Raw genomic sequence first — 24,260 nt, forward strand, 5'->3', positions numbered from 1 at the left:
ATACAGCCTCTCGCCTCAGCGCAGGCTCGAGTTGTCCATCTTCCGGGTGGAGATGACCTGATCGATCAGGCCGTAGCTCAGCGCGTCCTCGGCCGTGAGGATCTTGTCGCGCTCGATGTCCTCGCGGATCTTGTCGATCGTCTGGGTCGAATGCTTGGCCAGCATCTCCTCCAGCTGCGTACGCATCCGGAGGATCTCGTTGGCTGCGATCTCCAGGTCGGACACCTGGCCGCGGCCGGTCTCGCTGTACGGCTGGTGGATCAGCACGCGCGCGTTCGGCAGGGCCATGCGCTTGCCCGGGGTGCCGGCGGCCAGCAGGACGGCGGCGGCGGAGGCCGCCTGGCCCATGCAGACCGTCTGGATGTCCGGCTTCACGTACTGCATCGTGTCGTAGATCGCGGTGAGCGCCGTGAAGGAACCACCGGGGCTGTTGATGTAGACCGAGATGTCACGGTCGGGGTCCATCGACTCCAGGCACAGCAGCTGCGCCATGACGTCGTTGGCGGAGGCGTCGTCGATCTGGACGCCGAGGAAGATCACGCGCTCCTCGAAGAGCTTCGCGTACGGGTCGTACTCGCGAATGCCCTGGGAGGTGCGCTCGACGAAGCGCGGGATGATGTAGCGGGACTCGGCCTGCGGGCCGGTGTAGCGGCCCTGCGAGGCGTTCATGTCCTGCACGGCCTGCATACGGTCGTAGATCCCGCTGCCGGGGAACTGGTTCACGGTGTCTCCTGAAAAGGGCTGAGGCGGTCGGCTGGGGCTGTCTGGGGTCGCGGGGGCCCGGGAGGGCTCCGTGGGCCTCACGGGGCTCCACAGGCCCCGTGGGGACCTCTCAGGCCCCGGTGCCGCCGCCGCCCGGCATGCCGGCGGCCGTGGGAATGACGTCGTCGATGAGGCCGTACTCCTTGGCCTCGAAGGCGTCGAACCAGCGGTCGCGGTCCGAGTCGCGGGTGATCTGCTCGACCGACTGCCCCGTGTGCTGGGACGTGAGCTCGGCCATGCGCTTCTTGGTGTGCAGCAGCCGCTCGGCGTGGATCTTGATGTCGGAGGCGGAGCCCGCCAGGCCGGCGGAGGGCTGGTGGATCAGGATCTCGGCGTTCGGCAGCGCGAAGCGCTTGCCGGGGGTGCCCGCGCTGAGCAGGAACTGTCCCATCGACGCCGCGAGACCCATGGCGATGGTCACCACGTCGTTCTTGATGAACTGCATGGTGTCGTAGATCGCCATGCCGGCCGTGATCGAACCGCCGGGGCTGTTGATGTACAGGTAGATGTCCTTGTCCGGGTCGGCGGCAAGGAGCAGCAGCTGCGCGGTGATCTTGTTCGCGATGTCGTCGTCGACCGGCTGGCCGAGGAAGATGATCCGCTCGTTGAGCAGCCGGTTGTAGACCTGGTCGCCGAGGCCACCACCGATGGAAGGCTCGCCGGCGGCTGAAGGCATCAGATTCGTCACGTATCCACCTGCTCGTCTTACGACGGCGCCGGGCCGTCTTCACGTGTTCCCTGCGGGGCGGGAGCCGTATCGGAGACTCCACTGCCCTGGTACTCATGGACCCTAACGCGCGGGTCCCTTCGGGGAATCCCGGAGATGGGAGTGTTCGCCGGGGGCGTAGCGCTGCGCGGGCTCGCCGGGGGTGGTTCGCCCCGTGGGCGGCTGCGGGCTCGTCGTGGTCGATCGCGCCCACGCGGCGGAGCCGCACATCGATACAGCCCCGCGCCCCTGAGGCCATGTAGCGCAACGGGCCCCGAGAGGCACTGTGTGTCTCTCGGGGCCCGTCCTTACGGCATCACGAAGTGCCCGGGGGCTCAGCCCTCGGTCTTCTCCTCAGCCTTCTCCTCGGCGGTCTCGGCCGGGGTCTCCTCGGCGGAGGCCTCCGTGGCCTGGGCCTCGGACTCCTCCTCCTCGTCGTCGAGGTCGATGATCTCGCCGTTGGTGTCCTTGACCGTGGCCTTCTCGACCACGACGGCCAGGGCCTTGCCGCGGGCGACCTCGCCGACCAGGAGCGGAACCTGGCCGCCCTCGACGACCGCCTGGGCGAACTGGTCGGGGGACATGCCGGAGGAGGCGGCACGCCGCATGAGGTGCTCGGTGAGCTCCTCCTGGTTGACGTTGAGCTTCTCCTGCTTGACGAGCTCGTCGAGGACGAACTGGGTCTTGATGCCCTTGACCGCGGCCTCGCGGGTCTCGGTCTCGAACTCCTCCTCGCTCTTGCCCTGGATCTCCAGGTACTTCGCGAGGTCCAGACCCATCTGGCCGAGCTGGTGGTGCTCGAGGTTGTGCTTGCGCGTGTTGACCTCGTCCTCGAGCAGCTTCTCGGGGACCGGGACCTCGACCAGCTCGAGCAGCTTCTCCAGGACGCGCTCCTGGGCCTGCGTGGCCTGGTCGTACTGCTTCATGTTCTCCAGGCGCTTGCGGCTGTCGGCGCGCAGCTCCTCGATGGTGTCGAACTCGGAGGCGAGCTGCGCGAACTCGTCGTCCAGCTCGGGCAGTTCACGCTTGGCGACCTGGGTGACCTTGACGGTGACCTCGGCCTCCTTGCCGGCCGCCGAGCCGCCCTTGAGCTCGGAGGTGAAGGTGGCCTCGCCACCGGCCTCCAGGCCCTTCACGGCGTCGTCGATGCCGTCCAGCAGCTCGCCGGAGCCGATGGTGTAGGAGACGCCGTCGGCGACTCCGTCCTCGAGGACCTCGCCCTCGACCTTGGCCTCCAGGTCGATCGTCACGACGTCGCCGTCCTCGGCGGCACGCTCGACCGGCGCGGTGGAGGCGAAGCGCTCACGGAGCTCCTCGACCGCCTTGTCGACGTCCTCTTCGGTGACCTCGACGGCGTCGACCTCGACCTCGATGCCGGAGTAGTCCGGGATCTCGATCGCGGGGCGGATGTCGACCTCGGCGGTGAAGTTCAGCGTCTCGCCGTCCTTCAGCTCCGTGATGTCGACCTCCGGCTGGCCCAGGGGGCTCAGCTCGGCCTCGTTGACGGCGTCGGTGTAGAACTTCGGCAGCGCGTCGTTGACGGCCTCCTCCAGCACCGCACCGCGGCCGAACCGCTGGTCGATGACCCGGGCCGGGACCTTGCCCTTGCGGAAGCCCTTCACCGTGACCTGCTGGTTGATCTTCTTGTACGCCGCGTCGAGGCTGTCCTTGAGCTCCTCGAAGGGCACCTCGACAGTGAGCCGAACCCGAGTCGGGTTCAGGGTCTCCACGGCGCTCTTCACGGTTCGGTCTCCTTGTGGCTGACTTCTTGGGTTCTGCCGGTGCCAGAGCGGCCCGGCGGATTTCGCCGCCCGGAGGACTTCAGACGATGAGACACACGGGCGTGCAGCTTGCATAGTAACGGCAGCGACTACACCGCCCAAAAGGCGATCACGCGAATGATCAGGAGACGATCACGCGAGGTGATCGGCCGGCTGGTCGGGGTGGCGGGATTTGAACCCACGGCCTTCCGCTCCCAAAGCGGACGCGCTACCAAGCTGCGCCACACCCCGTCTGGTGCGACACGTAGGGTACATGCCGCCAGGCGGTGCGGCCGACGCATTTCCACAGGGTCCGTGCCGCGTCGGCCACGGCGGGAATGCGGTGTGCGACGGACGGGCCCGACCCGCTACGATGCCTTCAGTGCCGCGGTCACCCGACCTGCGGCGCGCGCTGTGCGGGCGTAGCTCAATGGTAGAGCCCTAGTCTTCCAAACTAGCTACGCGGGTTCGATTCCCGTCGCCCGCTCTGTAGGCCTCGGGCCCGGTTCTTCGGAACCGGGCCCGAGGTCGTTTCCGGGGTTCAGAGGTCGCGGACGTTCACCGTGTAGACGGCGCGGATGCCGTAGGGGACGTACAGGGCGTCGCCGACGAGGACGAGCGGGGCGCCCGCGGTGACGAACATGCTGTTGGCGCGACCGCTGTCGTCGCGGCCGGAGCGGGTGCCCTCGATCTTGCCGGTCCTCGCGTTCAGAGCGGCGAGGCGGCCGCTGGGAGACGCCAGGTACACGTGGGTGGCGGAGGCGGCCGGGGGTCCCTGCTGCTCCACGGAGGAGTTCGATTCCCACAGCGTCCGGCCGGTTCGCGGGGAGACCGCGCGGACGCCTCCGCTCGCCCGCGTGAAGTAGACGGTGCCGCGCACCAGGTACGCGGCGGCGTCCACGGGCCGGGGCTGCGCGAGTCGCCGCACGGTGAGCACGTGGGAGGAGACGTCGATCAGCGTGAGCTCGCGGCTCGTGTCGAGGGTGTCCGCGAGCACCAGGCGTCCGTCGTGCTGGCCGAGCACCTGCGCGGAGCCGTCGACCTCGACGGTCCAGCGGGCCTTTCCCGTGGCCGGGTCGATCTGGGAGACGGTGCTGCGGCCGGTTTTCCCCTCCTCCTGCGCGGTCGCGCAGAGGAGGTAGGCACGGCGGGCCGCCGAGAGCAGCTCACAGTCCGGGAAGTCCGGCTTCGGCTGCCTCCAGCGGACGTCGCCGGTCTCGGCGTCGAGCAGGGCGTACTGGTCGCTCTGAGCCCCGTAGAAGGTGACCACGCCTTCGGGGACGGCGGTGGCCGCGCCCTGCGCGCTGTCGGGCACGGTCGCCGTCTCGCCTGCGCCGGTTTCAGTCCTCCAGAGCACCTTGCCGGTGTCGGCGGCCAAGGCGTTGACCGTGTAAGTGGTCCGGATGCTGTTCGCAGAGTTCTGGTCGTCGGCCTCGTAGCCGTAGACGCGGCCGTCGCCGGTCCCGATGAGCGCGCCCTCGTCACCGGAGCCGGCGTCGGGGGTGCGGTCGACGGGCCGGGACCACGTGTTGCGGCCGTCGGCGAGAGCGAAGCGGGTCGCCATGAGGTCGGCGCCGGCGCACACCAGGGAGGTACCGACGGCGGCACAGCCCCTGAGGGAGGTGTCGGGGCCTCCCAGGATGCGGTCGCTGCCCGGCGCTGCCTTCGCCGCGGTCGCCCAGGGCTTCCAGCCCGCGGGGAGGTCGGCCGGCTCGGCGGTGGGCGAGGGCGCGCGGTCGCGGTCTCGGTCGCGGGTCAGGGTGAGGGTGGTGGTGACGAGCGCGGCGAGTGCGACTGCCGCGGCGGCCGTGATCAGCAGCAGCCCGTGCCTGCGACGCCTGCGGGTGCGTCCGGCCTCCGGTGCCGGTGTCCCGGCCGGATCGGGGGCCGGACCGCGCTGCTCCGTCGGTGTCTTGCCGGGCCGGTGGCGGCGGTCCTCCTCCCGCTCGGTGTCCGGCTCCGTGGGCAGGTGGAGCGGGGCGTCGCCCCGGCCGGTGGTGGGCGCCTCCGGCCATGCCGCGACCGCGGGCTCGGTGGGGCGGGTGCCCGGCCAGGGCTGTACCGGACGTGGTGGGGCGGTGCCGGGGGTCGCGCCCCCACGGAGCAGGGTGAACAGGTCGTCCGCGGCGGGGCGCGACTTCTGGTGCTTCTCCAGGCAGGAGCGGATGAACGGAAGGAGCTCGTCCGGTACGCCGGTGAGGTCCGGCTCGCCCTCGACGACCCGCAGAGCCGTCTCGTACGGGCTGGGGCTGTCGAACGGACCCCGGCGGGTGGCCGCGTAGGCGAGGACCGAGCCGAGGGAGAAGATGTCGGCGGCCGGGCCGACGTCCTGGGGGGACGCGAACTGTTCCGGGGACATGAAGGGCGGCGTGCCCATGACGCGGCCGGTCTGGGTGAGGACGTCGGCGGAGGCGAACTCTGCGGCGCGGGAGATGCCGAAGTCGATGACACGGGGGCCGTCGTCGGCGAGCATCACGTTGGCCGGCTTCAGGTCGCGGTGGACGACTCCGGCGCGGTGCATGTCGCGCAGTGCCTCGGCGAGTCCGGCGGCGAGTTCGCGCAGGCGGGGCAGCGGGAGCGGGCCGTGTTCGCGGACGTGGGTGCCGAGGTCCGCGCCCGCTATGTAGAGCGTGGCCATCCAGGGGCGCGCCGCGTCGGCGTCCGCGTCCACGACAGGGGCCGTGAAGGCCCCGCTGACCTGGCGAGCGGCGGCCACCTCGCGGCGGAAACGGGCGCGGAACTCGTCGTCGTCGGCGTACTGGCCGTGCACGACCTTGATCGCGAGGGGCCGGCCGGAGGCCGAGCGGGCCAGGTAGACCACACCCATGCCGCCGGAGCCGAGGCGGTCCTCGATGCGGTAGCCACCCACCTCGGCCGGGTCGGAGTCGCGCAGCGCCATCCCCGTACGTTCCCCCCGTCACGCACTGCCGTCGTCGGGGAGGAGCGTATCCGCAGGCTCCTCGGCTCCGCGGTACCGACCCGGTCAGAAGCTGATGGAGTTGATGGTCTCCGCTATCGAGTTGAGGAATCGCTGGATGTCGTCGGCCATCCCGGTCGAGGCGAGGAAGAAGCCGAAGAGGACCGCCACGATCGCTGGGCCTGCCTTGATGGATCCCCCTCTCAGCAACACCACAAGGATGATCGCCAACAGCAGCACCACAGACAGTGAAATGGCCACAACTGATCACACCCTCGGTCGGTCCGCTCTCCCGGCCCGGGACGCGACCAGCGCACCCCGCCAGAACCATCGTGCCACCAACGCGGCCGGGCTATGCGGCCCGTGACGCATCGACCACGTCTCTCGTGTCCGAACCGGTGTGCGCCGCTTGGGGCCCGGGACCGAACGCCCGGGACTCGTACGGCAATTCGATGCGCCGCCCGCACAGGGAATTCAGCCGAATCGTTTCCATGCCCACACAACACGTTCGCAGCTAATTCGAATTGCCCCGCAAGCCCCTCAACAACCCTGCGAGGAGGCTTCGAAGGGTGCGGAAGTGGACATTCCGCCGGAGTCGCCTGCTGGTCTTATGCGTCACTTAGTCCGGAAGTATCACGACAAGCAGGGCTGGGGCGATGAGCACAGTCCGCTGTCGGCCGATGTGTTGGTCATCACTCCGACAGTGATGTCAACTACCCGAAATCCGGGGGTACCCACAGCGAATAGCCAGGATTCACATCCGGCGTTTTACGAATAGCCGCAGGGAACGCTAGGGTGCCTCAGATGTTCCACGCTGCCTCGTCCCCCGCAAGCGCAGCGAGGTCCCGGATCGTCTCCCCGAGTTCTTGGTGGGAGGGTCTGTGACGAACTCGCTGCGACCGAACGGCGACCGCAGGGCGCCACTTCCCCCGGCACAGTCGTCGGCCGACGGAGTGCCGAGCCCGCGCTCGCCGCAGAGCCCGCAGAAGAAGCAGAGCGGCAAGCAGCGCGACGCGTTCTTCGACAACGCCAAGTACCTGGCGATCGTGCTGGTGGCCATGGGCCACGCCTGGGAGCCGCTCAAGGGCGACAGCCGGATACTCGAGGCCGCGTACCAGGTCGTCTACGCCTTCCACATGCCGGCGTTCATCATCATCTCCGGCTACTTCTCGCGCAGTTTCGACATGCGGCCCGACCGGCTCAAGCGCCTGATCACCGGCGTCGCCGTGCCGTACATCCTCTTCGAGACGGCCTACCCCGTCTTCAAGCGGTGGATCGACAACGACCCGCACCAGGAGATCAGCCTTCTCGACCCCTGGTACCTGACCTGGTTCCTGTGCGCGCTGTTCATCTGGCGGATGACCACCCCCATCTGGAAGATGGCGCGCTGGCCGCTGCCGCTCGCGCTCGGCCTCGCGATGGTCGCGACCGTCTCCCCGGAGATCGGTGACGACCTGGACCTCCAGCGGGTCCTGCAGTTCCTGCCGTTCTTCGTGCTGGGCCTGGTGATGAAGCCCGAGCACTTCCACATGGTGCGCCGCCGTTCCGTGCGGATCGCCTCGGTGCCCGTGTTCGCCGCCGCGCTGGCCGTCAGCTGGTGGGCCGTGCCGCGCATGAACACCGCGTGGTTCTACCACCGGGACTCCGCGCAGGAACTGGGCGCGCCGTGGTGGACCGGCCCGGTCATGGTGCTCGCGATGTTCGGCTGCTCCCTGGTACTGACCGCCTGCTTCTTCGCCTGGGTGCCGCGCCGCCACATGTGGTTCACCGCGCTCGGCGCCGGCACGCTCTACGGCTACCTGCTGCACGGCTTCCTGGTGAAGGCCGGCGACTACCAGGGCTGGTTCGAGCCGACGTGGATGCACCAGCCGCTCGGCGAGATCGCCGTGACCGTCGCCGCGGCCGCCGTCGTGACGGTGCTGTGCACCAAGCCGGTGCAGCGTCTCTTCCGCTTCGCGATGGAGCCGAAGATGGAGTGGGCCTTCAAGCGGGACGCGGCCGAGCTCGCCCGTGAGCGCCAGAGCGCGGAGCGGACCGCGCGCGAACGTGAGCGGGAGCGCGAGAAGGTCAACGCCTGACGCCCGTTCCGCGATTCATCCGACGAGACCGAGGAGTGCGCGCATCCGCGCGTACTTCTCGGTCAGTCGTTTGCGGGTGTCCTCGTCCAGGACCGCGAGGCGTGCCGGGTCCGCGTTGTGGGCCAGGTCCGACTCCTTCACCAGCAGCGCGCCGGGCGTGGCGAGGATGCGCGCTGCGTACGCCTCGGGCGGTTCCCCGGACCGCTTGGTGACCGCCAGGACGATGTCCTTGGTACGACTGCTCAGCGCGGCCTCACGCAGCCACTCGGGCGAGAGCGCCTCGTCCTCGACGGCGTCGTGCAGCCAGGCCGCCGCGACCTGTTCCTCGTCACCGCCCCGCGCCCGTACGCCCTCCGCGACCGCCTGGAGATGCTCGGCGTAGGGCCGTCCGGCCTTGTCGGTCTGGCCGGCGTGCGCGGCGCGGGCGGTGGCCTCGACCTGGGCCAGGGTCATGGTGCGGGGTGTCTCGGTCACGGCTCCAGTGTGCACCTGGCTCCCGTGCGCACTCGGCTCCCGTGCGCGCCTGAGGAGAACGGCGCCTCAGCGGGCGGCGGCCGCCGTCGGGCCCTCCCGGCAGATCAGCAGCAGCGCCCGGTCGTCGTTGACGTCCTTGGCCACCGCCTCGATGAGGTGCCAGGCGGCGCCGTGGAAGCCCCCCGCGACGTAACGGTCGGCCTCGCCGGTCAGGCGGTCGATGCCCTCGACGATGTCGCGGTCGGAGGTCTCCACCAGGCCGTCCGTGAACAGCATCAGCACGTCACCGGGGCGGAGCGAGCCCTTCACCGGGTCGAACTGGGCACCGTCGTACACGCCGAGGAGCGGGCCTTCCGCCGTCTTCTCCTCCCAGCGGCCGCTGCCCGCGCTGAGCTGGAGGCCCGGCGGGTGGCCGGCGGAGTAGAGCTCGTAGTCGCCGGAGTCCAGGTCGAGGACCAGGTGGATGGAGGTGGCGAAGCCCTCGTCCCAGTCCTGGCGGAGCAGGTAGCCGTTGGCGGCCGGGAGGAAGGCGTGCGGCGGGAGGGAGCCGAGCAGGCCGCCGAACGCGCCGGACAGCAGCAGCGCCCGGGAGCCCGCGTCCATGCCCTTGCCGGAGACATCGGTGAGGACGACCTCGAGCGTACGGCCGCCGTTGGTGCGCGCGGCCACCACGAAGTCGCCCGAGAAGGACTGGCCGCCCGCCGGGCGCAGCGCCATCTCGCGGTGCCAGCCGTCGGGCAGGCCGGGCAGCTTGCTCTGCACCCGGATGCGTTCGCGCAGGTCGAAGAGCATGGTGCCGCCGCGCCGCCAGGGCACGCCGACGCGGCTGCGGAACTGGGCCAGCAGCAGCCCGAAGAAACCGCAGGCCGCGACCACCAGCACCACACCCGGAGTGACCCGGGACGGGCCCTCCGTGTAGGGGCCGAGCTGCACCGACTCCACGATCAGCGCCGTGGCCGCCGCCGCGTACAGGCCGAGCAGGCTCGCCGGGCGCAGCAGCAGGCCGCCCACGACGACCGGCAGGACCAGCGCGGCCGGCGAGAACCACACGGAGTTCGCCAGCGTCGCCGCCGTGATCAGCGGGACGGTCATGAGCAGACCGGCCAGGGCGATCCAGTCCGAGCCGTCGCCGCGGAAGTAGTCCACGGCGGCCCGGCGCACGCCGACGCGGGCCCGGTGCCACTGCTTCTTCAACCGGGCCGTGAACGTCTCGGCTTCCGCGCGCCGCTCTCGTCCTGCTGCCATTAGTTCGGGACCCTATCCATCGGACCGGGCACTTGGCACGGGAGGTCCTACTTGTCCCCCGTCCGAGGGCCGACTTCACAGTGAACTTCACCCCGCGCGCCTCCCTGCGCCACCCCGGGGAAATTCCCTCGCTCGTCCCGCATCGCCCTGCTAGGCATGGTCCATGACGACTGACACGGCCGGCTCCGCGGCGACCCCGCGGGTACTTCGGCAGGACGACTGGGACCAGTGGTACGACACCCTCATCCGCGGCTTCGGCGGGGTGCCGGAGTCCGCCGAGGAGCGGGAGTTGTGGAACTCCCTGACCGAGTTCGACCGTTCACTCGGTGTCTGGGACGGGGACGACTGCGTGGGGACGGCCGGGGCGTTCCGCTTCCGGCTCACCGTGCCCGGTGGGGCCTCGATGCCGGCCGCGGGCGTCACGATGGTGAGCGTGGCCGCCACGCACCGCCGGCGCGGTGTCCTGACGTCGATGATGCGGCGGCAGCTGGACGACGTCCGCGCCTGGGGTGAGCCGCTGGCCGTGCTCACGGCCTCCGAACCGGCGATCTACGGCCGGTTCGGATACGGCATCGCCACCTTCCACTTGAACGCCGAGATCGACACGAGCCGGGTGCGGCTGCCGTCGCTGCCCGCGGGTACGGACGAGGTGCGTCTGCGATACGCCGTTCCCGCCGAGGTCGTCGATGTGTGCGAGGCGGTGTACGCGCGGCTGGTGCCGTCGCGGCCGGGGATGCTCGCGCGGCAGCCCGGCTGGGAGCGGCTGGGCGTGCTCGATCCGGAGAGCGACCGGGACGGGGCGTCGCCGCTCCAGTGCGTGCTCGCCGAGCGGGGCGGGGAGACGGTCGGGTACGCGCGGTACCGCGTCAGGCCGAACTGGGGGCCCGCCGGGCCCAACGGCAGCGTGGTGGTGGAGAACTCGGCCGCGCTGGATCCCGCGGCGGACGCGGCGATGCTGAGGTTCCTGTTCGGCATCGACCTGACGTCGACGCTGGTGATGCGGGGGCGGCCGGTCGACGACGCGTGGCAGCACTGGGTGTCCGACATACGGCGGTGTCAGCCGAGGCTGCGGGATTCGCTGCACGTACGGCTGGTGGATGTCGGAGCCGCGCTGGAGGCGCGGACGTATCAGGCGCCGGTGGATGTGGTGTTCGAGGTGGAGGACGCGTTCTGCCCCTGGAACGCCGGGCGTTGGCGGCTCAGCGGGGATGCGAAGGGGGCGTCCTGCGCGCGTACGACGGATGCGGCGGATGTCGCCCTGTCCGTACGGGAGTTGGGGGCGGCCTATCTCGGCGGGGTGAGCCTCGGGGCGCTGGGGGCGGCGGGGCGTGTGCGGGAGGTGCGGCGGGGGGCGCTGGCGGAGGCCTCGCTGGGGTTCGGGGCCGGTGTGGCGGCGCCGTGGTTGCCGCACGGTTTCTGAGGGCGGAGCTGCTTTTTCAGGGGCGTTGGCAGGTCGGGCACCAGAAGAGGTTGCGGGCGGCGAGATCGGCGGTGCGGATCTCGCCGCCACAGATGTGGCAGGGCTGGTTGGCCCTGCGGTAGACGTACACCTCGCCGCCGTGGTCGTCCACTCGGGGCGGGCGGCCCATCGCCTCCGGGGTGTGTTCCGGGCGGACCGTGTCGATGCGGTTGTTGCGGACGCCCTCGTGCATGAGCTCGACCAGGTCGGTCCAGATCGCGTGCCACTCGGACGGGGTGATGTCCTTGCCCGCGCGGTACGGGTCGATGCGGTGCCGGAAGAGGACCTCCGCGCGGTAGACGTTTCCCACGCCGGCGATGACCTTCTGGTCCATGAGCAGGGCGGCGATGGTCGTACGGCTGCGTGAGACGCGGCGGTACGCGGTGTCCGGGTCGGCGTCGTCGCGGAGGGGGTCGGGGCCGAGGCGGTCGTGTATCGCCTGCTTCTCCGGGGGTGTGATGAGGGCGCAGGTGGTGGGGCCGCGGAGGTCCACGTAGGTGGTGTCGTTCGCGAGGCGGAGGCGGACGGTGTCGGTGGGTGGGGGCGCCGGGGCGGGGCCGAAGGCGACCTTGCCGAAGAGGCCGAGGTGGATGTGGATCCAGTCGGCGTCGTGGAAGCCGAAGCCGAGGAAGAGGTGTTTGCCGTGGGCTTCCGTGTGGGTGAGTTCCGTGCCGGTGAGGAGGGAGGCGGCGTCGGTGAACTTGCCCTGGGGGCTGGTTACCTTCGGGGCCGTGCCGAGGAAGGCCCTGGCGTAGTCGAGGGCCAGTCGGTGGATGGTGTGGCCTTCCGGCACCGATTTCTCCTGTGATCGTCGCCTTTGCCCACCCGGCCGCCCGACTCGGTCGGTCGAGAGGCTGACCTCGCCCACTGGGCACAGGACTGGGCGCAGATGCCGGCCCCAGGAGGCCCGGACGCTGAGCACCACGTCGGCTTCGGGCATGGAGCTGTGCGCCGGGCTCGGGGGTCGGGTCGGGCGGCCGTGGGGTATGTCGGCGGCCTGGCGCCCCGGGCCGGGGGCTGCGCCCGCTCGGGGTGAGCGCCTGGCCTCGGTCGTGCAGGTGTGTGCCTCCGGACCGGCGGGGCTTACGGCTGGGGGTGGTGGGGCGGGATGGGCGGGAGGTCGCCTGTTGATTCGTACGTCTCGAGCATGTCGATTCGACGGATGTGACGTTCGTCACCGGAGAACGGTGTGTTGAGGAACGTCTCGACGAACGCCGTCGCCTCGTCCTGCGAGTGCATGCGCGCGCCCACGGCGATGACGTTGGCGTTGTTGTGCTGGCGGCCGAGTGCCGCCGTCTCCTCGCTCCAGGCGAGGGCCGCACGGACGCCCTTGACCTTGTTCGCGGCGATCTGCTCGCCGTTGCCGGAGCCGCCGATGACGATGCCGAGGGCCTCGGGGTCCGCGGCCGTCCGCTCCGCGGCGCGGAGGCAGAAGGGCGGGTAGTCGTCCTGGGCGTCGTAGATGTGCGGGCCGCAGTCGACGGGGTCGTGACCCGCCGCCTTCAGCCACTCGACGAGGTGGTTCTTGAGTTCGTAGCCCGCATGGTCCGAGCCGAGGTACACGCGCATGGGACGAGTGTGACACGGGTGTTTCGGGGCAGGCGCGCGGGGTGGCGCTCACGAAAACGTGAGGCGAATGTGAGCCGCGTTATAGAAGCTCAGGAAAACCTCAAGTAACAATCTGGATTCAAAGGTTCTCCCCATCGTTCGCCTCCGATTCACTGGACGCGCTCGTACACCGCTCTTACACCGCTCGTATGAGCCCCTGTGCACCGTCTTGCCGCGACACACCCCGTTCGTACGGCTGAGGCGGTGCGTACGGAAAACAGCTCCCCGGCGCAAAGGAAAACCGTTCCATGACCTCGCAGCCGACTCTCAAGACGACAGGAAACGAACCCGGCCCCGGAGAACCCGGTGGCGAACCCGGGCTCCAGGCAGGGCTCAAGAACCGGCATCTGTCCATGATCGCCATCGGCGGTGTCATCGGGGCGGGCCTGTTCGTCGGGTCCAGTTCGGGTATCGCCACCGCGGGGCCCGGCATCCTGCTGTCGTACGCCCTCGTCGGCACGCTCGTCGTGCTGGTGATGCGGATGCTCGGTGAGATGTCGGCCGCCAACCCGACCTCGGGTTCCTTCTCCGCGCACGCCGACCGGGCGCTCGGGCCCTGGGCCGGTTTCTCCATCGGCTGGCTGTACTGGTTCTTCTGGGTGGTCGTGCTGGCGGTCGAGGCGACCGCCGGTGCCGTGATCCTGGAGGGGTGGATCCCGGCCGTGCCGCAGTGGGCCTGGGCCCTGATCGTGATGGTGGTGCTCACCGCCACCAACCTCGTCTCCGTCGGGTCGTACGGCGAGTTCGAGTTCTGGTTCGCCGGCATCAAGGTGGTCGCGATCGCCGCGTTCATCGTCATCGGCGGGCTGGCCGTGTTCGGGCTGCTGCCGGGTGTGGACAGTGAGCAGGCCGGGCTGAGCAACCTCACCGAGCACGGGGGCTTCCTGCCCCACGGTCCCGGGGCGATCCTCACCGGTGTGCTGCTCGTCGTCTTCTCCTTCATGGGCAGCGAGATCGCCACCCTGGCCGCCGGTGAGTCCGAGAACCCGCAGCAGGCCGTCACCAAGGCCACCAACAGCATCATCTGGCGTGTCGCCGTGTTCTACCTCGGCTCGATCTTCGTCGTGGTGTCCCTGCTGCCGTGGGACAGCAAGTCCATCACCGACGACGGCTCCTACGTCGCCGCGCTCGACTCCCTCGGCATTCCGCACGCCGGTCAGATCATGAACTTCATCGTGCTGACCTCGGTGCTGTCCTGCCTCAACTCCGGCCTCTACACCGCCTCCCGCATGGCCTTCTCGCTCGGCCGGCGCGGCGACGCCCCGAAGTCCTTCGCCCGCACGACCGCCAACGGCGTGCCGCGGACGGCCATCCTCGCTTCCGTGGCGTTCGGATTCGTCGCCGTCTTCTTCAACTACAAGTTCCCGGACTCCGTCTTCCTCTTCCTCGTGAACTCCAGTGGCGCGGTCGCCCTGTTCGTGTGGCTGGTGATCTGCTTCTCCCAGCTGCGGATGCGGAAGATCATCCAGGCCGAGGCGCCCGAGAAGCTCGTCGTGAAGATGTGGCTGTACCCGTACCTGACCTGGGCGACGGCCGCGCTGATCGTGTTCATCCTCGGCTACATGCTCACCGACACCGAGCACGACGGGCGCCAGACCATCGTGCTGTCGCTGCTCGTCGCGGCGCTCGTCCTCGTCGTCGCCTTCGTCAAGGAGAAGGTGCGTGGGGGGCGGCGGGCCGCCGCCGCTGACGCCGCACAGGCGCAGGCCCAGGACGACAGCCGGGACGAGGTCTCGGCCGGCTGACCCTTCCGGCGCTCGCCGTTGGTGGTGAACCGGGGCCTGCGGTGCGTGTTCCGCCAGAACACGCGCCGCAGGCCTTTTCCGTTGCCGCCTACAGCACCGTGAAGCTGTCCTTGACCTTCTCGTACGTGCGGAGGGCTTCCGGTTCGATGCCGGAGTCGTACCAGGTGTTGATCTGGTACGACTTGCCGTCCACGTTGAAGCCGAGCAGGCGGGCGTGCCAGTGGACACCCCGCAGCGTGAACGTGTACTCCCAGATCACCGCCGGGTGGTCGCGGAACGTCGTCTCCTCCAGGCGGATCTTGCGGTAGTCCTTCCCCTGCTGGGCGTTGCGCTCCGAGGTCTGCCAGGTCTCCAGCAGGTCGCCGCGGGCCAGGGACGACTTGCCGACGAGTTCCTGCGTGCCGTCCGGGGAGGTGTAGTGCACCTCCGCCCCCGTCTTCACGTCCCGCCGCCAGCCCTCGGGTGTCGCCCAGGCGAATCCACCGGCCTCACGGTGCGCGCCCGGCGGCAGGCTCTGCGGCCTGGATGTGCCTCCGACCGTGGCCGAGGGCGTGGAGTCGGGGGTGGGTTCGGTGGTGGGGTCCGTGGCGGGGGCTGTGGTGAGGGGTGCGGAAGCCGAGGAGCCCGCGCGGGGGTTGTCGTCGCCCGGTGAGCCTGATGTCGTCGCCAGCACGATTCCCACGACGGCGCCGACCGTCGCGACCGTGGCTGCCGCGGCGGCGAGCATGGTGCGGCGGTGGCCGGCACGGGGGCGGGCGGCGGCCGGTGTGGCGGGACCGGGGAGTTCGCCCGGCGGCATCGCGGTGGGGGTCGGGGCGGGGTGGGGGCGGCACTCCGTCGCCGCCTGCGCTCGGGTGAGGGAGACGCGGCTCGGGCCGTGGGTGGTCGTGGTGGTGGTAGCGGCAGTGGTGGTGCTGGCGGTGGTGGTGTTACTGACGGCGGGGTTCGGCGGACCCGCCGTGTTCGGTGGTGTCGTCTGCGGGGTGGGTGTGGGAGCGGGTTGGCGGGGGTCCTTCGGAGTGGGGGGCCGGGGTGGTGGCGGCGCGAGGGCCGATGTCCGCGGCTCCCGTTCCGGTTCCGGGGCAGGTTGTCCGTCCGGCTCGGGTTGCTCGTCCGATGCCGGCGGGTCGGGTCGCTTGCCCGAGTCGGGTTGCTCGTGCGGCTCGGGTTTCTGGTCGGGTGAGTGTTCGGGCCGACGACCCGGCCCTACCGCTACCGGTTCCTGCGCGGGCGCCGAATCCGACACCGGGTCCGGCAAGTTCGCTGCCCACTCCCGTCGTTCCCGGCCTGCCCCCACCGGCACCGTAGGCGTCGGCGGCGGGAACGCGACCGGCTCCAAGGCCTCTTCCAGTTCCTCGAGACCCGGGCGGGCCGACGGGTCCTTTTCCAGCAGGGAGGTCAGGATGCCGCGCAACGGGCCGTACGCGGCGGGGAGTTCGGGCTCCTCGTACAGGACCGCGTGCAGGGTCGCCAGCGTGGTGTCGCGGGCGAAGGGGGAACGGCCGCCCAGGGCCGCGCAGAGGGTCGCGCCGAGGGACCAGACGTCGGACGGCGGGCCCTGCGGGCGGCCGGAGATGCGCTCGGGGGCCATGTAGTCGGGCGAGCCGACCAGCATGCCGACCATGGTGAGCGCCTTGGCGTCCTGGATCGCGGCGATACCGAAGTCCGTGAGGACGACGCGTCGTTCGCGTCCCGGTCCGGTCGGGCCGCTCCCGTTCTCCACCAGCACGTTGCCCGGCTTGATGTCCCGGTGCAGTACTCCCCGCGCGTGGACCTGCCGTAGCGCCGCGACCAGGCCGATCCCGATCCGGGCCGCATCGCACGGGCCCAGGGGGCCCTCCTCCGCGAGGATCCGTTCGAGGGAGCGGCCGGCGACCAATTCCATGACGATCCACAGGCGTTCACCTTCGTCGACCACGTCGTAGACCCGCACGACGTTGGGGTGGTCGATCCGGGCCGTGGCCCTGGCCTCGCGCAGGGTGCGTTCGCGGCGCGTCCCGCTGTCCTCCGCGTCGAGGCCGTCGATACGCATTTCCTTGACGGCGACCTGCCGGTCGAGTATTTCGTCGGCGGCTCGCCACACCCGCCCCATTCCCCCCTGGCCGATACTTTCGACCAGCCGATAGCGCCCCGTCACCAATACCCCTGGAACACCGCCGATGTTCGCATTCCCCGGCAATCCGCTGCACCCCCTCCGCGACGCCGCGACCGACTCCAGTGAAACACAACGGTCACACTTCATGCCCCATCAGGATAGTGCCGGGAAATCTTGTGGTAGCTCTTTGAGTACTGCGAATTCAGGCGCAGTCCGGGACAGTCCGAGGGCAGTCCGGGGACAGTCCCAGGGGGACGCAAGGGGGGCGAACATGAGTTCTCGTCGCACGGCGGCGGTCACGGGATCGCTGGTAGCGGCATCTTTCTCGGCGGTGGTGATCCTTTCCGGAACGGCCGGCGCGGAAGACGAAGGGCCCGCGAGCAGCAAGGGAGGAAAGGTCGTTGACGAGGCACCGGCGGGGGTGAAGCTGACCACGCTGCTGCCCGAGAAGATCTCGGTCGACAACGGCTCCGAAAAGACAGCGCTCACCGCCACGGTGAAGAACGAGGGAAACAAGGACAGCGGGAAGATCCAGCTTTTGGTCGTCGGTTTCGACGGACTCACCGTCAAGAACGTCCAGGGGTGCTCCCCGATAGCCGAGAACAATCTTCCGGAGGGTTCGAACAGCGGTTTCAGCTGCCCCATCGACAATCTCGCGGCCGGTAAGTCGAAGTCGTACGCCGTCGACGCGACGTACGACCTGGGAAAGACCGGGAAGATCTGTCTGCCCGTCCAGGCGAGCGACGGGAAGAAGACGTTCTGGCAGCAGGGCCCGGTACCGTTCGGCACGACCAATCCCTCGCCGGACGCACCGGCGACGCCGCTGCTGCTCGGCACCGACAACGAGCCGGTCTCCCCCGGCAAGCCGGATTCCCCGGGCGGCAAGGAGCTGCCGAAGACCGGTCCGGCGCGTGATCTGCTGCCGCTGGGCGCGGCCGGTGCGTCGCTGCTCGCGGCGGGCGCGGCCGGGATGTGGTGGTCGCGGCGGCGGCCGGCACGGCAGGAGGTCTGACCCGGCCGCACAGCACCGCAACGCACAAGAGGCTCGCCGGGCTGAGGGAAACCTCCCCCGGCGAGCCTCTCGTCAAGTACCGCTGCAGGTTCAGCGCTTGTCGGCGAACTTCCATGCCGTCGGCAGCGCTCCCATCGCCAGCGCCGCCTTCAGCGCGTCGCCGATCAGGAACGGCGTGAGGCCGGCCGCGATCGCGGCGGCCGCGGACATGCCGGTGGCGAGGGCCAGGTAGGGAACGCCGACGGCGTAGATGATCGCCTCGCCGAGCAGCATCGTGCCCGCCATGCGCAGCATCGAGCGGTCGGCGCCGCGGCGGGCCAGGGCGCCCACCACCGTGGAGGCGAGGATCATGCCGAGGATGTAGCCGAAGGAGGGGGCGACGCCGGAGGTGCCCTGCGCGAACCACGGCATACCGGCGAGGCCCGCTACGGCGTACAGCGCCAGCGAGAGGAAGCCGCGGCCGGCGCCGAGGGCGGTGCCGACGAGCAGCGCGGCGAAGGTCTGGCCGGTCACCGGCACCGGGGAACCGGGCACGGGCAGCGCGATCTGCGCGGCGAGGCCGGTGAGCGCGGCTCCGCCGAGCACGAGGGCCGCGTCCCGGACACGGGAGGCGGGCAGCAGGTCGGCGAGGACCTTCCCGGTGCGGGCGGGTGTGGCGGCAGCGGTGCTCATGGGGACTCCGCGGGAGTGAGGGCCGTTCGGGACACGGTGACGCTATCCCAGCGGACTCGCCCGGTTCACCGTCAGCGCTCGACAAAGGCGAGATCGCGCGGTTGGTCGGCTTCGGACAAAGGGCGGGGGTACACGGGGCGCGGAGTGATGCCGGTCACGGAGGTGGCGAGGCTTCGATCACCTGGCGGTCGGGAAGGCGACTGTAGGGTTTTACCAAAACGCCCTTCGGACGCATGTCAACCCTCCGTTCACGGTCACTCACAGCACGCGTTCCATGCGTCCGCATGATGGACATCCCTCCCCGCGGGGCGGAGGGACCACCCAGACTGGCGGCGTTTTTGCCCTCTCATGCCTCTCACGCATTGGACGAGCCGCGCCCATGCCCAGCAGCACCACCACCGGGACACCGCCCAGCGCGGACGACGTCTCCCTCTCCCACGGCCTGAAGCAGCGCCACCTGTCGATGATCGCCCTTGGCGGGGTGATCGGCGCCGGTCTCTTCGTCGGCTCCGGCGCGGGTATCGCCGCCGCTGGTCCGTCGATCGTCGTCGCCTATGCCCTTTCCGGCGTCCTCGTGATGCTGGTGATGCGGATGCTCGGCGAGATGTCGGCCGCGTATCCGTCGTCGGGTTCGTTCTCGGCACACGCGGAGCGGGCGATCGGCCCCTGGGCCGGATTCACCGCCGGCTGGGCGTTCTGGGTGCTGCTGTGCACGGCCGTCGGTCTGGAGGGCATCGGTGCCGCGAAGATCGTCAGCGGCTGGCTGCCGGGCACGCCGGAGTGGGCGTGGGTCGCGCTGTTCATGGTGGTCTTCTGCGGCACGAACCTCGCGGCCGTGAAGAACTTCGGCGAGTTCGAGTTCTGGTTCGCGGCCCTGAAGGTCGGCGCGATCACCCTGTTCCTGGCACTCGGCGTCCTGGCGATCCTCGGGATCCTGCCCGGCACGGACTCCCCCGGCGCCTCGCACCTCACCGACTTCCTCCCCAACGGCGGTGAGGGCCTGGTCATCGGCCTGCTCGCCTCGGTCTTCGCCTACGGCGGGCTGGAGACGGTCACCATCGCGGCGGCCGAGTCGGAGAACCCCGTCAAGGGCGTGGCGAGCGCGGTCCGTACGGCGATGTGGCGCATCGCGCTGTTCTACGTCGGCTCGATGGCGGTCATCGTCACGCTGGTGCCGTGGGACTCGAAGGAGGTCGTCGAGAAGGGCCCGTACGTCGCCGCCCTCGACGAACTCGGCATCCCGGGCGCCGGCCAGCTGATGAACGTGGTGGTCCTGGTGGCGCTGCTGTCCGCCATGAACGCCAACATCTACGGCGCCTCGCGCATCGCGTATTCGCTGGTGGAGCGCGGCCAGGGCCCGAAGGCGCTGGGCCGGGTCTCGGGCGGGGTCCCGCGGATCGCCGTTCTCGCCTCCTCCGTCTTCGGGTTCCTGTGCGTGCTGCTGAGCTACTGGCGGCCGAACGATGTCTTCTCCTGGCTGCTGAACATGATCGGCGCGGTGATCCTGGTCGTCTGGATCTTCATCGCCGTCTCGCAACTGCGCCTGCGGCGACGCCTGGAGCGGGAGACGCCGGAGAAGCTCGTCGTGCGGATGTGGTTGTTCCCGTGGCTGACGTGGATCGCGCTGGCCGGCATGGCCGCCGTCTTCGTCCTGATGGCCCGCCAGCCCGACACACGGGTGCAGCTCTACTCGACGGGCGGGATGACGCTGGCCCTGGCGGCCGTCGGGTTCGCGTGGCAGAAGGCGCGCGCCCGGCAGTAGGCATCCCGGCACACAAGGCCCCCGCGACACAGGCGGGGGCCTTTTTGCGTGTCCTGAGCACCCACTTGCACTCTCTTACTGTTAGCGTGCAGTTGCAAGAGCATTGCAATAAGAGGTCCGGAGGGGATCCCGCCCATGCCCGTCTACACGCTGCCCGAGCTCCCGTACGACTACTCCGCGCTCGCCCCCGTGGTCAGCCCCGAGATCATCGAGCTGCACCACGACAAGCACCACGCGGCCTATGTGAAAGGCGCCAACGACACCCTGGAGCAGCTTGCGGAGGCGCGGGACAAGGAGACGTGGGGGTCGGTCAACGGGCTGGAGAAGAACCTGGCCTTCCACCTGTCCGGGCACATCCTGCACAGCATCTACTGGCAGAACATGACCGGCCCGAAGGACGGTGGCGGTGAGCCGCTGGCCGCCGATGGCGTGGGTGAGCTCGCGGACGCGATCACCGAGTCGTTCGGGTCGTTCGCGGGCTTCAAGGCGCAGTTGTCCAAGGCCGCCGCGACGACCCAGGGTTCCGGGTGGGGCGTGCTCGCCCACGAGCCGCTGAGCGGGCGGCTGATCGTCGAGCAGGTCTACGACCACCAGGGCAACGTCGGCCAGGGCTCGACCCCGATCCTCGTCTTCGACGCCTGGGAGCACGCCTTCTACCTCCAGTACCGGAACCAGAAGGTCGACTTCATCGAGGCGATGTGGCAGGTCGTCAACTGGCAGGACGTGGCCCGGCGTTACGAGGCCGCCAAGTCCCGGGCGGACGTGCTGCTGCTGACGCCCTGACGGCGACGCGCTGTCGAGTCGTCCTGCCTCGTGATCGTCTTCTCACCCTTCACGAACGGCAGGCGGAATGGAAGGAAGCCCCCGTGAGGACGTGACTCGCGGGGGCTTTCCGTGCGTGCGCCACGACGTGTGCGTGCGCTACGGCTTTCGGCCCAGGCCGCCGTGCTGGCCGATCGGCTCGGTGGGAGCGCCCGGCTCGGGGTGCCACAGCGGTACCGAGACCACGCCCGGTTCCACCAGCTCCAGGCCCTCGAAGAAGGCCTCGATCTGCTCGACCGGCCGCAGGTAGTACGGGACCGCGCCGGTCTCGTTGTAGGCGTCCTGGGCCTGCTCGTAGGCCAGGTCGGTACCGCGCGATCCCTCGTTGAGGGAGAGGTAGCTGCCGGAGGGCAGGCCGGCCAGGAGGCGGCGGACGAGGTCGCGGGCCTCGTCGTAGTCGGCCACGTGGCCGAGGATGCCGCTCAGAATCAGGGCCGTGGGGCGGGTGAGGTCGAGCGTCTTGCCTGCCGCCTCGATGATGCGCTCCGGCTCGAAGAGGCTGATGGGCTCGTACGCCGTCGCGCCCTCGGGCGTGGAGGTGAGCAGGGCACGGGCGTGGGCGAGGACCAGCGGGTCGTTGTCGACGTAGACGATCCGCGACTCGGGGGCGAGACTCTGGGCCACCTCGTGGGTGTTGTCCACGGTCGGCAGGCCGGTGCCGACGTCGAGGAACTGGCGTACCCCGGCCTCGTGGACGAGGTGGCGGATGCTGCGGCCGAGGAAGGCGCGGCTGCCGCGGGCGATGGTGACGATGCCGGGGAACACGGCGGTGTAGGCGTCACCAGCCGCCTCGTCCACCGGGTAGTTGTCCTTGCCGCCCAACCAGTAGTTCCAGATCCGGGCCGAGTGCGGCACCGAGGTGTCGATCTGCGTCATGGGCTCATGGTGCTACGGCACGTCCGTCCCGCACGGCACATTGAGTGAGAGGAGTGCGGCGGAACCGTCGGGGTTCATGCGCATTTCGCTGATCGCCGCGTTCCGCAACCGCGGGAACACTCTGCGGTACTCCCCGGCCGGGATCGACAGCAGTGTGCACAGCACCAGGCGCAGCAGGGTGTTGTGGGCGACGACGAGGACGCGTCCGCCGGGGTGGGCGGTGGCGATACGCCGCAGCGCACCGGCCCCGCGGGCCGCTGCCGCGGTCGGGTCCTCGGCGCCGGGGAAGGGGTGCGCGACGGGGTCGGCGCGGTAGGCCGCGGCCCGGCCGGGGTCCTCGGCCTCGAACTCGGCGAGCGTACGGCCCTCCACGACTCCGAAGTCGCACTCTCTGAGGCCGGGTTCGCGCTGCGGGACGAGGCCCAGGGCACGGCAGGCGGGCTCGGCGGTGGCGACGGCCCGGGAGAGCGGCGACGTCCAGATCGCGTCGACGGGGTGGGCGGCGGCCCAGCGGCCGAGGGCCTCGGCCTGGGCGCGGCCGGTGTCGGTGAGGCCGATGTCGCTGACACCGGCGTACCGGTTCTCGGCGTGCCAGACGGTCTGCCCGTGCCGGGCGAGGAGGAGGGTCGTGGTCGTGGTGGTCATGACTTCCCGGTGTCCAGGTGCGGGCGGGTGCGGGCGTGTGCCGCGACGGGGGCGGGGAGCCAGCCGCGGGTCTCCAGTGCGTCGACGAGGCGAGCGTACGGCTCGGTGAAGCGGGCGGTGCGGTCGGCGCGGGGTTCGAGGACGGTGCGGACGCGGACCATGCGCTCGGCGACGCCGGCGAGGGATCCGGCTCCGGAAGCCCCATGACCCTCGCATGCCCCGTACGCGGCCAACGCCGCCATTCCCAGGGCCGGTTCCGTCTGTTCCGGGACGCGGGCCGGGCGGCCGAGGATGTCGGCGCGGAGCTGGTTCCAGTACGGACTGCGCGCGCCGCCGCCGGTGAAGGTGAGCGGACCGTCGAGGGGGGCGCCCAGGTGGTGCAGGTAGTCCAGGCACAGGCGTTCCGCGAAGCCGACGCCCTGGAGCAGCGCGGCCCACAGGCCGGCGTCGCCCTCCGGTTCGCCGAGGACGAGGGGGACCGCCTCCGGCGCCCGGAACGGGAACCGCTCCCCCGGCGACACCAGCGGGTACGCGACCGCGCGGGACGGCTCGAACGCCGCCGCCCGCTCGTCCATCGTGGCGGGGTCGGCCTCCGGGAAGTGCGCCGCGAGGGCCCCCGCTCCCACGCTCGACGCCCCGCCGGGCAGCCAGGTGCCGTCGGGGGCGCGGTGGTTGTAGACCACGCCGGTGGGGTCCCGGACGGGGTCGCGGGCGGCTCCCTTCAGCACGAGCGTGGTGCCGAGCACCGAGTTCCAGGAGCCGGGGCGCAGCGCGCCCGAGGCGATCTGCGCCGCGCAGCCGTCCGTCATCCCGGCGAGCACCGGGGTGCCGGCGGGGATGCCGGTGGCGTCGGCGGCGTGCGCGCAGACCTCGCCGAGGCGCGTGCCCGGGCGTACGACGTCTGGCAGCAGACGGTCCGGGACGCCGAGTTGGGCCAGAACGGCCTCCGGCCAGGCCTCCGCGTGCAGGTCGTAGCCGGTCTTGAGGGCGTGGCTGGAGTCCGCCGGAGGTGGATCGCCGGTGAGGCGGGTGACGACCAGGTCGGGCTGGTGGGCGAGCCGGAGGCCGGGGCCGTACTCCCCCACCAGCCACAACGCCTTCGGCAGCGCCCAGGTGTCCTGGACCGCGAGCCCGGCCTCCCGGGCCCGCGCGGCCTCGGCCGACGCGCGGCCGTCGTCGTACATCAGCGCGGGGCTCACCGGACGGCCCGAGCCGTCCGTCAGCAGGACCGTGCCGGACGTGCCGCACACCGCGAGGCCGCCGACCGGGACGCCGGGCGCGGAGCCGAGTGCCGCCCGGGACGCCGTGCACAGCGCCGACCACCACCGCTCCGGGTCCTGCTCGTGCCGCACCCCCTCCCGCCGCCCGGTCAGCGGGGCCGAGCCGCTGCCGAGGACCCTGCCGTCGGCGGTGAGGAGCAGCACGCGGACGCTCTGTGTGCCCAGGTCGATCCCCAGCCAGCCCGCATCCTCGTCCGCCATCCGGAACCTCCCACGACGTCGCAGCCGGAAGTGTGAAGTTCTCACTGTGCCTCGATATTTTCCCGTGCGCGAGGGATTGACGCCCAACTTCAGCCGTTCCACCCTCTGTTGACGAGTCGACTCGACGTGTTGACCAGCCCC

At 70.5% G+C, this 24,260-nt stretch carries 20 protein-coding genes and 2 tRNA genes; 7 read left to right on the top strand and 15 right to left on the bottom strand.

Annotated features, from left to right (window positions below; genetic code table 11):
• Positions 1–15: 15 nt before the first annotated feature.
• The 4 genes from ABFX81_RS13920 to ABFX81_RS13935 all read right to left on the bottom strand — a co-directional run bounded on the left by ABFX81_RS13920 (position 16) and on the right by ABFX81_RS13935 (position 3,480).
• Positions 16–723: an ATP-dependent Clp protease proteolytic subunit gene (locus ABFX81_RS13920; RefSeq protein WP_086853899.1), complete on the bottom strand. Its 708-nt coding sequence runs from the start codon at positions 721–723 to the stop codon at positions 16–18.
• A gap of 109 nt (positions 724–832) precedes the next feature.
• Positions 833–1,438 (bottom strand): ATP-dependent Clp protease proteolytic subunit, encoded by a 606-nt coding sequence (locus ABFX81_RS13925; protein ID WP_030818448.1) that lies wholly within the window; start codon positions 1,436–1,438, stop codon positions 833–835.
• 365 nt (positions 1,439–1,803) lie between these two features.
• Complete coding sequence (gene tig, locus ABFX81_RS13930) at positions 1,804–3,210, bottom strand: trigger factor (protein ID WP_086853901.1); 1,407 nt, start codon at positions 3,208–3,210, stop codon at positions 1,804–1,806.
• Between the two features lie 193 nt (positions 3,211–3,403).
• Positions 3,404–3,480, bottom strand: a tRNA-Pro gene (locus tag ABFX81_RS13935).
• Positions 3,481–3,644: 164 nt separating this feature from the next.
• Here ABFX81_RS13935 and ABFX81_RS13940 point away from each other — a divergent pair.
• Positions 3,645–3,715 (top strand) — tRNA-Gly (locus ABFX81_RS13940).
• Positions 3,716–3,769: 54 nt separating this feature from the next.
• Here the strand turns inward: ABFX81_RS13940 and ABFX81_RS13945 are convergent.
• On the bottom strand, positions 3,770–6,127 hold the full coding sequence (locus tag ABFX81_RS13945; protein ID WP_086853903.1) for a protein kinase domain-containing protein: 2,358 nt from the start codon (positions 6,125–6,127) through the stop codon (positions 3,770–3,772).
• Positions 6,128–6,211: 84 nt separating this feature from the next.
• A complete protein-coding gene (locus tag ABFX81_RS13950) occupies positions 6,212–6,406 on the bottom strand; it encodes a hypothetical protein (protein ID WP_003990237.1) in 195 nt (64 codons plus the stop codon).
• A 620-nt stretch (positions 6,407–7,026) separates the two neighbouring features.
• Here ABFX81_RS13950 and ABFX81_RS13955 point away from each other — a divergent pair.
• Positions 7,027–8,223, top strand: coding sequence for an acyltransferase family protein (locus ABFX81_RS13955; RefSeq protein WP_086853904.1), 1,197 nt, complete (start codon positions 7,027–7,029; stop codon positions 8,221–8,223).
• Positions 8,224–8,238: 15 nt separating this feature from the next.
• Here ABFX81_RS13955 and ABFX81_RS13960 read toward each other — a convergent pair whose 3' ends face one another.
• Together ABFX81_RS13960 and ABFX81_RS13965 are read right to left on the bottom strand one after the other, a co-directional pair.
• Positions 8,239–8,676, bottom strand: a complete 438-nt coding sequence (locus ABFX81_RS13960; RefSeq protein ID WP_086853908.1) for an HD domain-containing protein — start codon at positions 8,674–8,676, stop codon at positions 8,239–8,241.
• A gap of 87 nt (positions 8,677–8,763) precedes the next feature.
• A complete protein-coding gene (locus ABFX81_RS13965) occupies positions 8,764–9,942 on the bottom strand; it encodes a PP2C family protein-serine/threonine phosphatase (RefSeq protein WP_346138113.1) in 1,179 nt (392 codons plus the stop codon).
• Positions 9,943–10,105: 163 nt separating this feature from the next.
• Here ABFX81_RS13965 and ABFX81_RS13970 point away from each other — a divergent pair, with 163 nt between their 5' ends.
• Entirely contained in the window at positions 10,106–11,362 is a 1,257-nt protein-coding gene (locus ABFX81_RS13970; protein WP_346138114.1) for a GNAT family N-acetyltransferase, read from the top strand.
• A 16-nt stretch (positions 11,363–11,378) separates the two neighbouring features.
• Here the strand turns inward: ABFX81_RS13970 and ABFX81_RS13975 are convergent, their stop codons facing one another.
• Together ABFX81_RS13975 and ABFX81_RS13980 are read right to left on the bottom strand one after the other, a co-directional pair.
• Complete coding sequence (locus ABFX81_RS13975; RefSeq protein WP_346138115.1) at positions 11,379–12,194, bottom strand: Fpg/Nei family DNA glycosylase; 816 nt, start codon at positions 12,192–12,194, stop codon at positions 11,379–11,381.
• A 290-nt stretch (positions 12,195–12,484) separates the two neighbouring features.
• Positions 12,485–12,970 (bottom strand): ribose-5-phosphate isomerase, encoded by a 486-nt coding sequence (locus ABFX81_RS13980; RefSeq protein ID WP_346138116.1) that lies wholly within the window; start codon positions 12,968–12,970, stop codon positions 12,485–12,487.
• A 287-nt stretch (positions 12,971–13,257) separates the two neighbouring features.
• Between ABFX81_RS13980 and ABFX81_RS13985 the strand changes: the two genes are divergently transcribed.
• A complete protein-coding gene (locus ABFX81_RS13985) occupies positions 13,258–14,754 on the top strand; it encodes an amino acid permease (protein WP_346138117.1) in 1,497 nt (498 codons plus the stop codon).
• Positions 14,755–14,842: 88 nt separating this feature from the next.
• Here the strand turns inward: ABFX81_RS13985 and ABFX81_RS13990 are convergent, their stop codons facing one another.
• Positions 14,843–16,846, bottom strand: a complete 2,004-nt coding sequence (locus tag ABFX81_RS13990) for a protein kinase domain-containing protein (RefSeq protein WP_428837171.1) — start codon at positions 16,844–16,846, stop codon at positions 14,843–14,845.
• Positions 16,847–17,120: 274 nt separating this feature from the next.
• Between ABFX81_RS13990 and ABFX81_RS13995 the strand changes: the two genes are divergently transcribed.
• Positions 17,121–17,861 carry an LPXTG cell wall anchor domain-containing protein gene (locus ABFX81_RS13995; RefSeq protein ID WP_086849330.1) on the top strand — a complete coding sequence of 247 codons (741 nt, stop codon included), beginning with the start codon at positions 17,121–17,123 and terminating at the stop codon, positions 17,859–17,861.
• 90 nt (positions 17,862–17,951) lie between these two features.
• Here the strand turns inward: ABFX81_RS13995 and ABFX81_RS14000 are convergent, their stop codons facing one another.
• Complete coding sequence (locus ABFX81_RS14000) at positions 17,952–18,533, bottom strand: biotin transporter BioY (RefSeq protein ID WP_086849328.1); 582 nt, start codon at positions 18,531–18,533, stop codon at positions 17,952–17,954.
• A 379-nt stretch (positions 18,534–18,912) separates the two neighbouring features.
• Here ABFX81_RS14000 and ABFX81_RS14005 point away from each other — a divergent pair, with 379 nt between their 5' ends.
• Together ABFX81_RS14005 and ABFX81_RS14010 are read left to right on the top strand one after the other, a co-directional pair.
• On the top strand, positions 18,913–20,295 hold the full coding sequence (locus ABFX81_RS14005; protein ID WP_086849326.1) for an amino acid permease: 1,383 nt from the start codon (positions 18,913–18,915) through the stop codon (positions 20,293–20,295).
• Positions 20,296–20,430: 135 nt separating this feature from the next.
• Complete coding sequence (locus tag ABFX81_RS14010; RefSeq protein WP_086849324.1) at positions 20,431–21,078, top strand: Fe-Mn family superoxide dismutase; 648 nt, start codon at positions 20,431–20,433, stop codon at positions 21,076–21,078.
• 138 nt (positions 21,079–21,216) lie between these two features.
• Here ABFX81_RS14010 and ABFX81_RS14015 read toward each other — a convergent pair whose 3' ends face one another.
• The 3 genes from ABFX81_RS14015 to ABFX81_RS14025 are packed head-to-tail and all read right to left on the bottom strand — an operon-like array spanning position 21,217 to position 24,119.
• The gene (locus tag ABFX81_RS14015) at positions 21,217–21,993 is read right to left on the bottom strand and encodes an SAM-dependent methyltransferase (RefSeq protein WP_086849322.1); all 777 of its coding nucleotides are present in this window, start codon (positions 21,991–21,993) and stop codon (positions 21,217–21,219) included.
• Positions 21,994–22,005: 12 nt separating this feature from the next.
• On the bottom strand, positions 22,006–22,638 hold the full coding sequence (locus tag ABFX81_RS14020; RefSeq protein WP_086849320.1) for a histidine phosphatase family protein: 633 nt from the start codon (positions 22,636–22,638) through the stop codon (positions 22,006–22,008).
• A complete protein-coding gene (locus tag ABFX81_RS14025; protein ID WP_086849318.1) occupies positions 22,635–24,119 on the bottom strand; it encodes an FGGY family carbohydrate kinase in 1,485 nt (494 codons plus the stop codon). Before ABFX81_RS14025 ends, ABFX81_RS14020 begins: the two co-directional genes overlap by 4 nt.
• Positions 24,120–24,260 lie beyond the last annotated feature (141 nt).

Origin of the sequence: Streptomyces coeruleofuscus, assembly GCF_039532725.1 — a bacterium.
GTDB classification, from domain to species: Bacteria; Actinomycetota; Actinomycetes; order Streptomycetales; family Streptomycetaceae; genus Streptomyces; species Streptomyces coeruleofuscus.

Excerpts from the sequence above, each read along its gene's own strand:
- ABFX81_RS13925 (WP_030818448.1), bottom strand. The coding sequence starts at position 1,438 with ATGCCTTCAGCCGCCGGCGAGCCTTCCATCGGTGGTGGCCTCGGCGAC.
- ABFX81_RS13945 (WP_086853903.1), bottom strand. The coding sequence starts at position 6,127 with ATGGCGCTGCGCGACTCCGACCCGGCCGAGGTGGGTGGCTACCGCATC.
- ABFX81_RS13960 (WP_086853908.1), bottom strand. The coding sequence starts at position 8,676 with ATGACCCTGGCCCAGGTCGAGGCCACCGCCCGCGCCGCGCACGCCGGC.
- ABFX81_RS13965 (WP_346138113.1), bottom strand. The coding sequence starts at position 9,942 with ATGGCAGCAGGACGAGAGCGGCGCGCGGAAGCCGAGACGTTCACGGCC.
- ABFX81_RS13970 (WP_346138114.1), top strand. The coding sequence starts at position 10,106 with ATGACGACTGACACGGCCGGCTCCGCGGCGACCCCGCGGGTACTTCGG.
- ABFX81_RS13980 (WP_346138116.1), bottom strand. The coding sequence starts at position 12,970 with ATGCGCGTGTACCTCGGCTCGGACCATGCGGGCTACGAACTCAAGAAC.
- ABFX81_RS13985 (WP_346138117.1), top strand. The coding sequence starts at position 13,258 with ATGACCTCGCAGCCGACTCTCAAGACGACAGGAAACGAACCCGGCCCC.
- ABFX81_RS13990 (WP_428837171.1), bottom strand. The coding sequence starts at position 16,846 with ATGGGGCGGGTGTGGCGAGCCGCCGACGAAATACTCGACCGGCAGGTC.
- ABFX81_RS13995 (WP_086849330.1), top strand. The coding sequence starts at position 17,121 with ATGAGTTCTCGTCGCACGGCGGCGGTCACGGGATCGCTGGTAGCGGCA.
- ABFX81_RS14000 (WP_086849328.1), bottom strand. The coding sequence starts at position 18,533 with ATGAGCACCGCTGCCGCCACACCCGCCCGCACCGGGAAGGTCCTCGCC.
- ABFX81_RS14005 (WP_086849326.1), top strand. The coding sequence starts at position 18,913 with ATGCCCAGCAGCACCACCACCGGGACACCGCCCAGCGCGGACGACGTC.
- ABFX81_RS14010 (WP_086849324.1), top strand. The coding sequence starts at position 20,431 with ATGCCCGTCTACACGCTGCCCGAGCTCCCGTACGACTACTCCGCGCTC.
- ABFX81_RS14015 (WP_086849322.1), bottom strand. The coding sequence starts at position 21,993 with ATGACGCAGATCGACACCTCGGTGCCGCACTCGGCCCGGATCTGGAAC.
- ABFX81_RS14020 (WP_086849320.1), bottom strand. The coding sequence starts at position 22,638 with ATGACCACCACGACCACGACCCTCCTCCTCGCCCGGCACGGGCAGACC.
- ABFX81_RS14025 (WP_086849318.1), bottom strand. The coding sequence starts at position 24,119 with ATGGCGGACGAGGATGCGGGCTGGCTGGGGATCGACCTGGGCACACAG.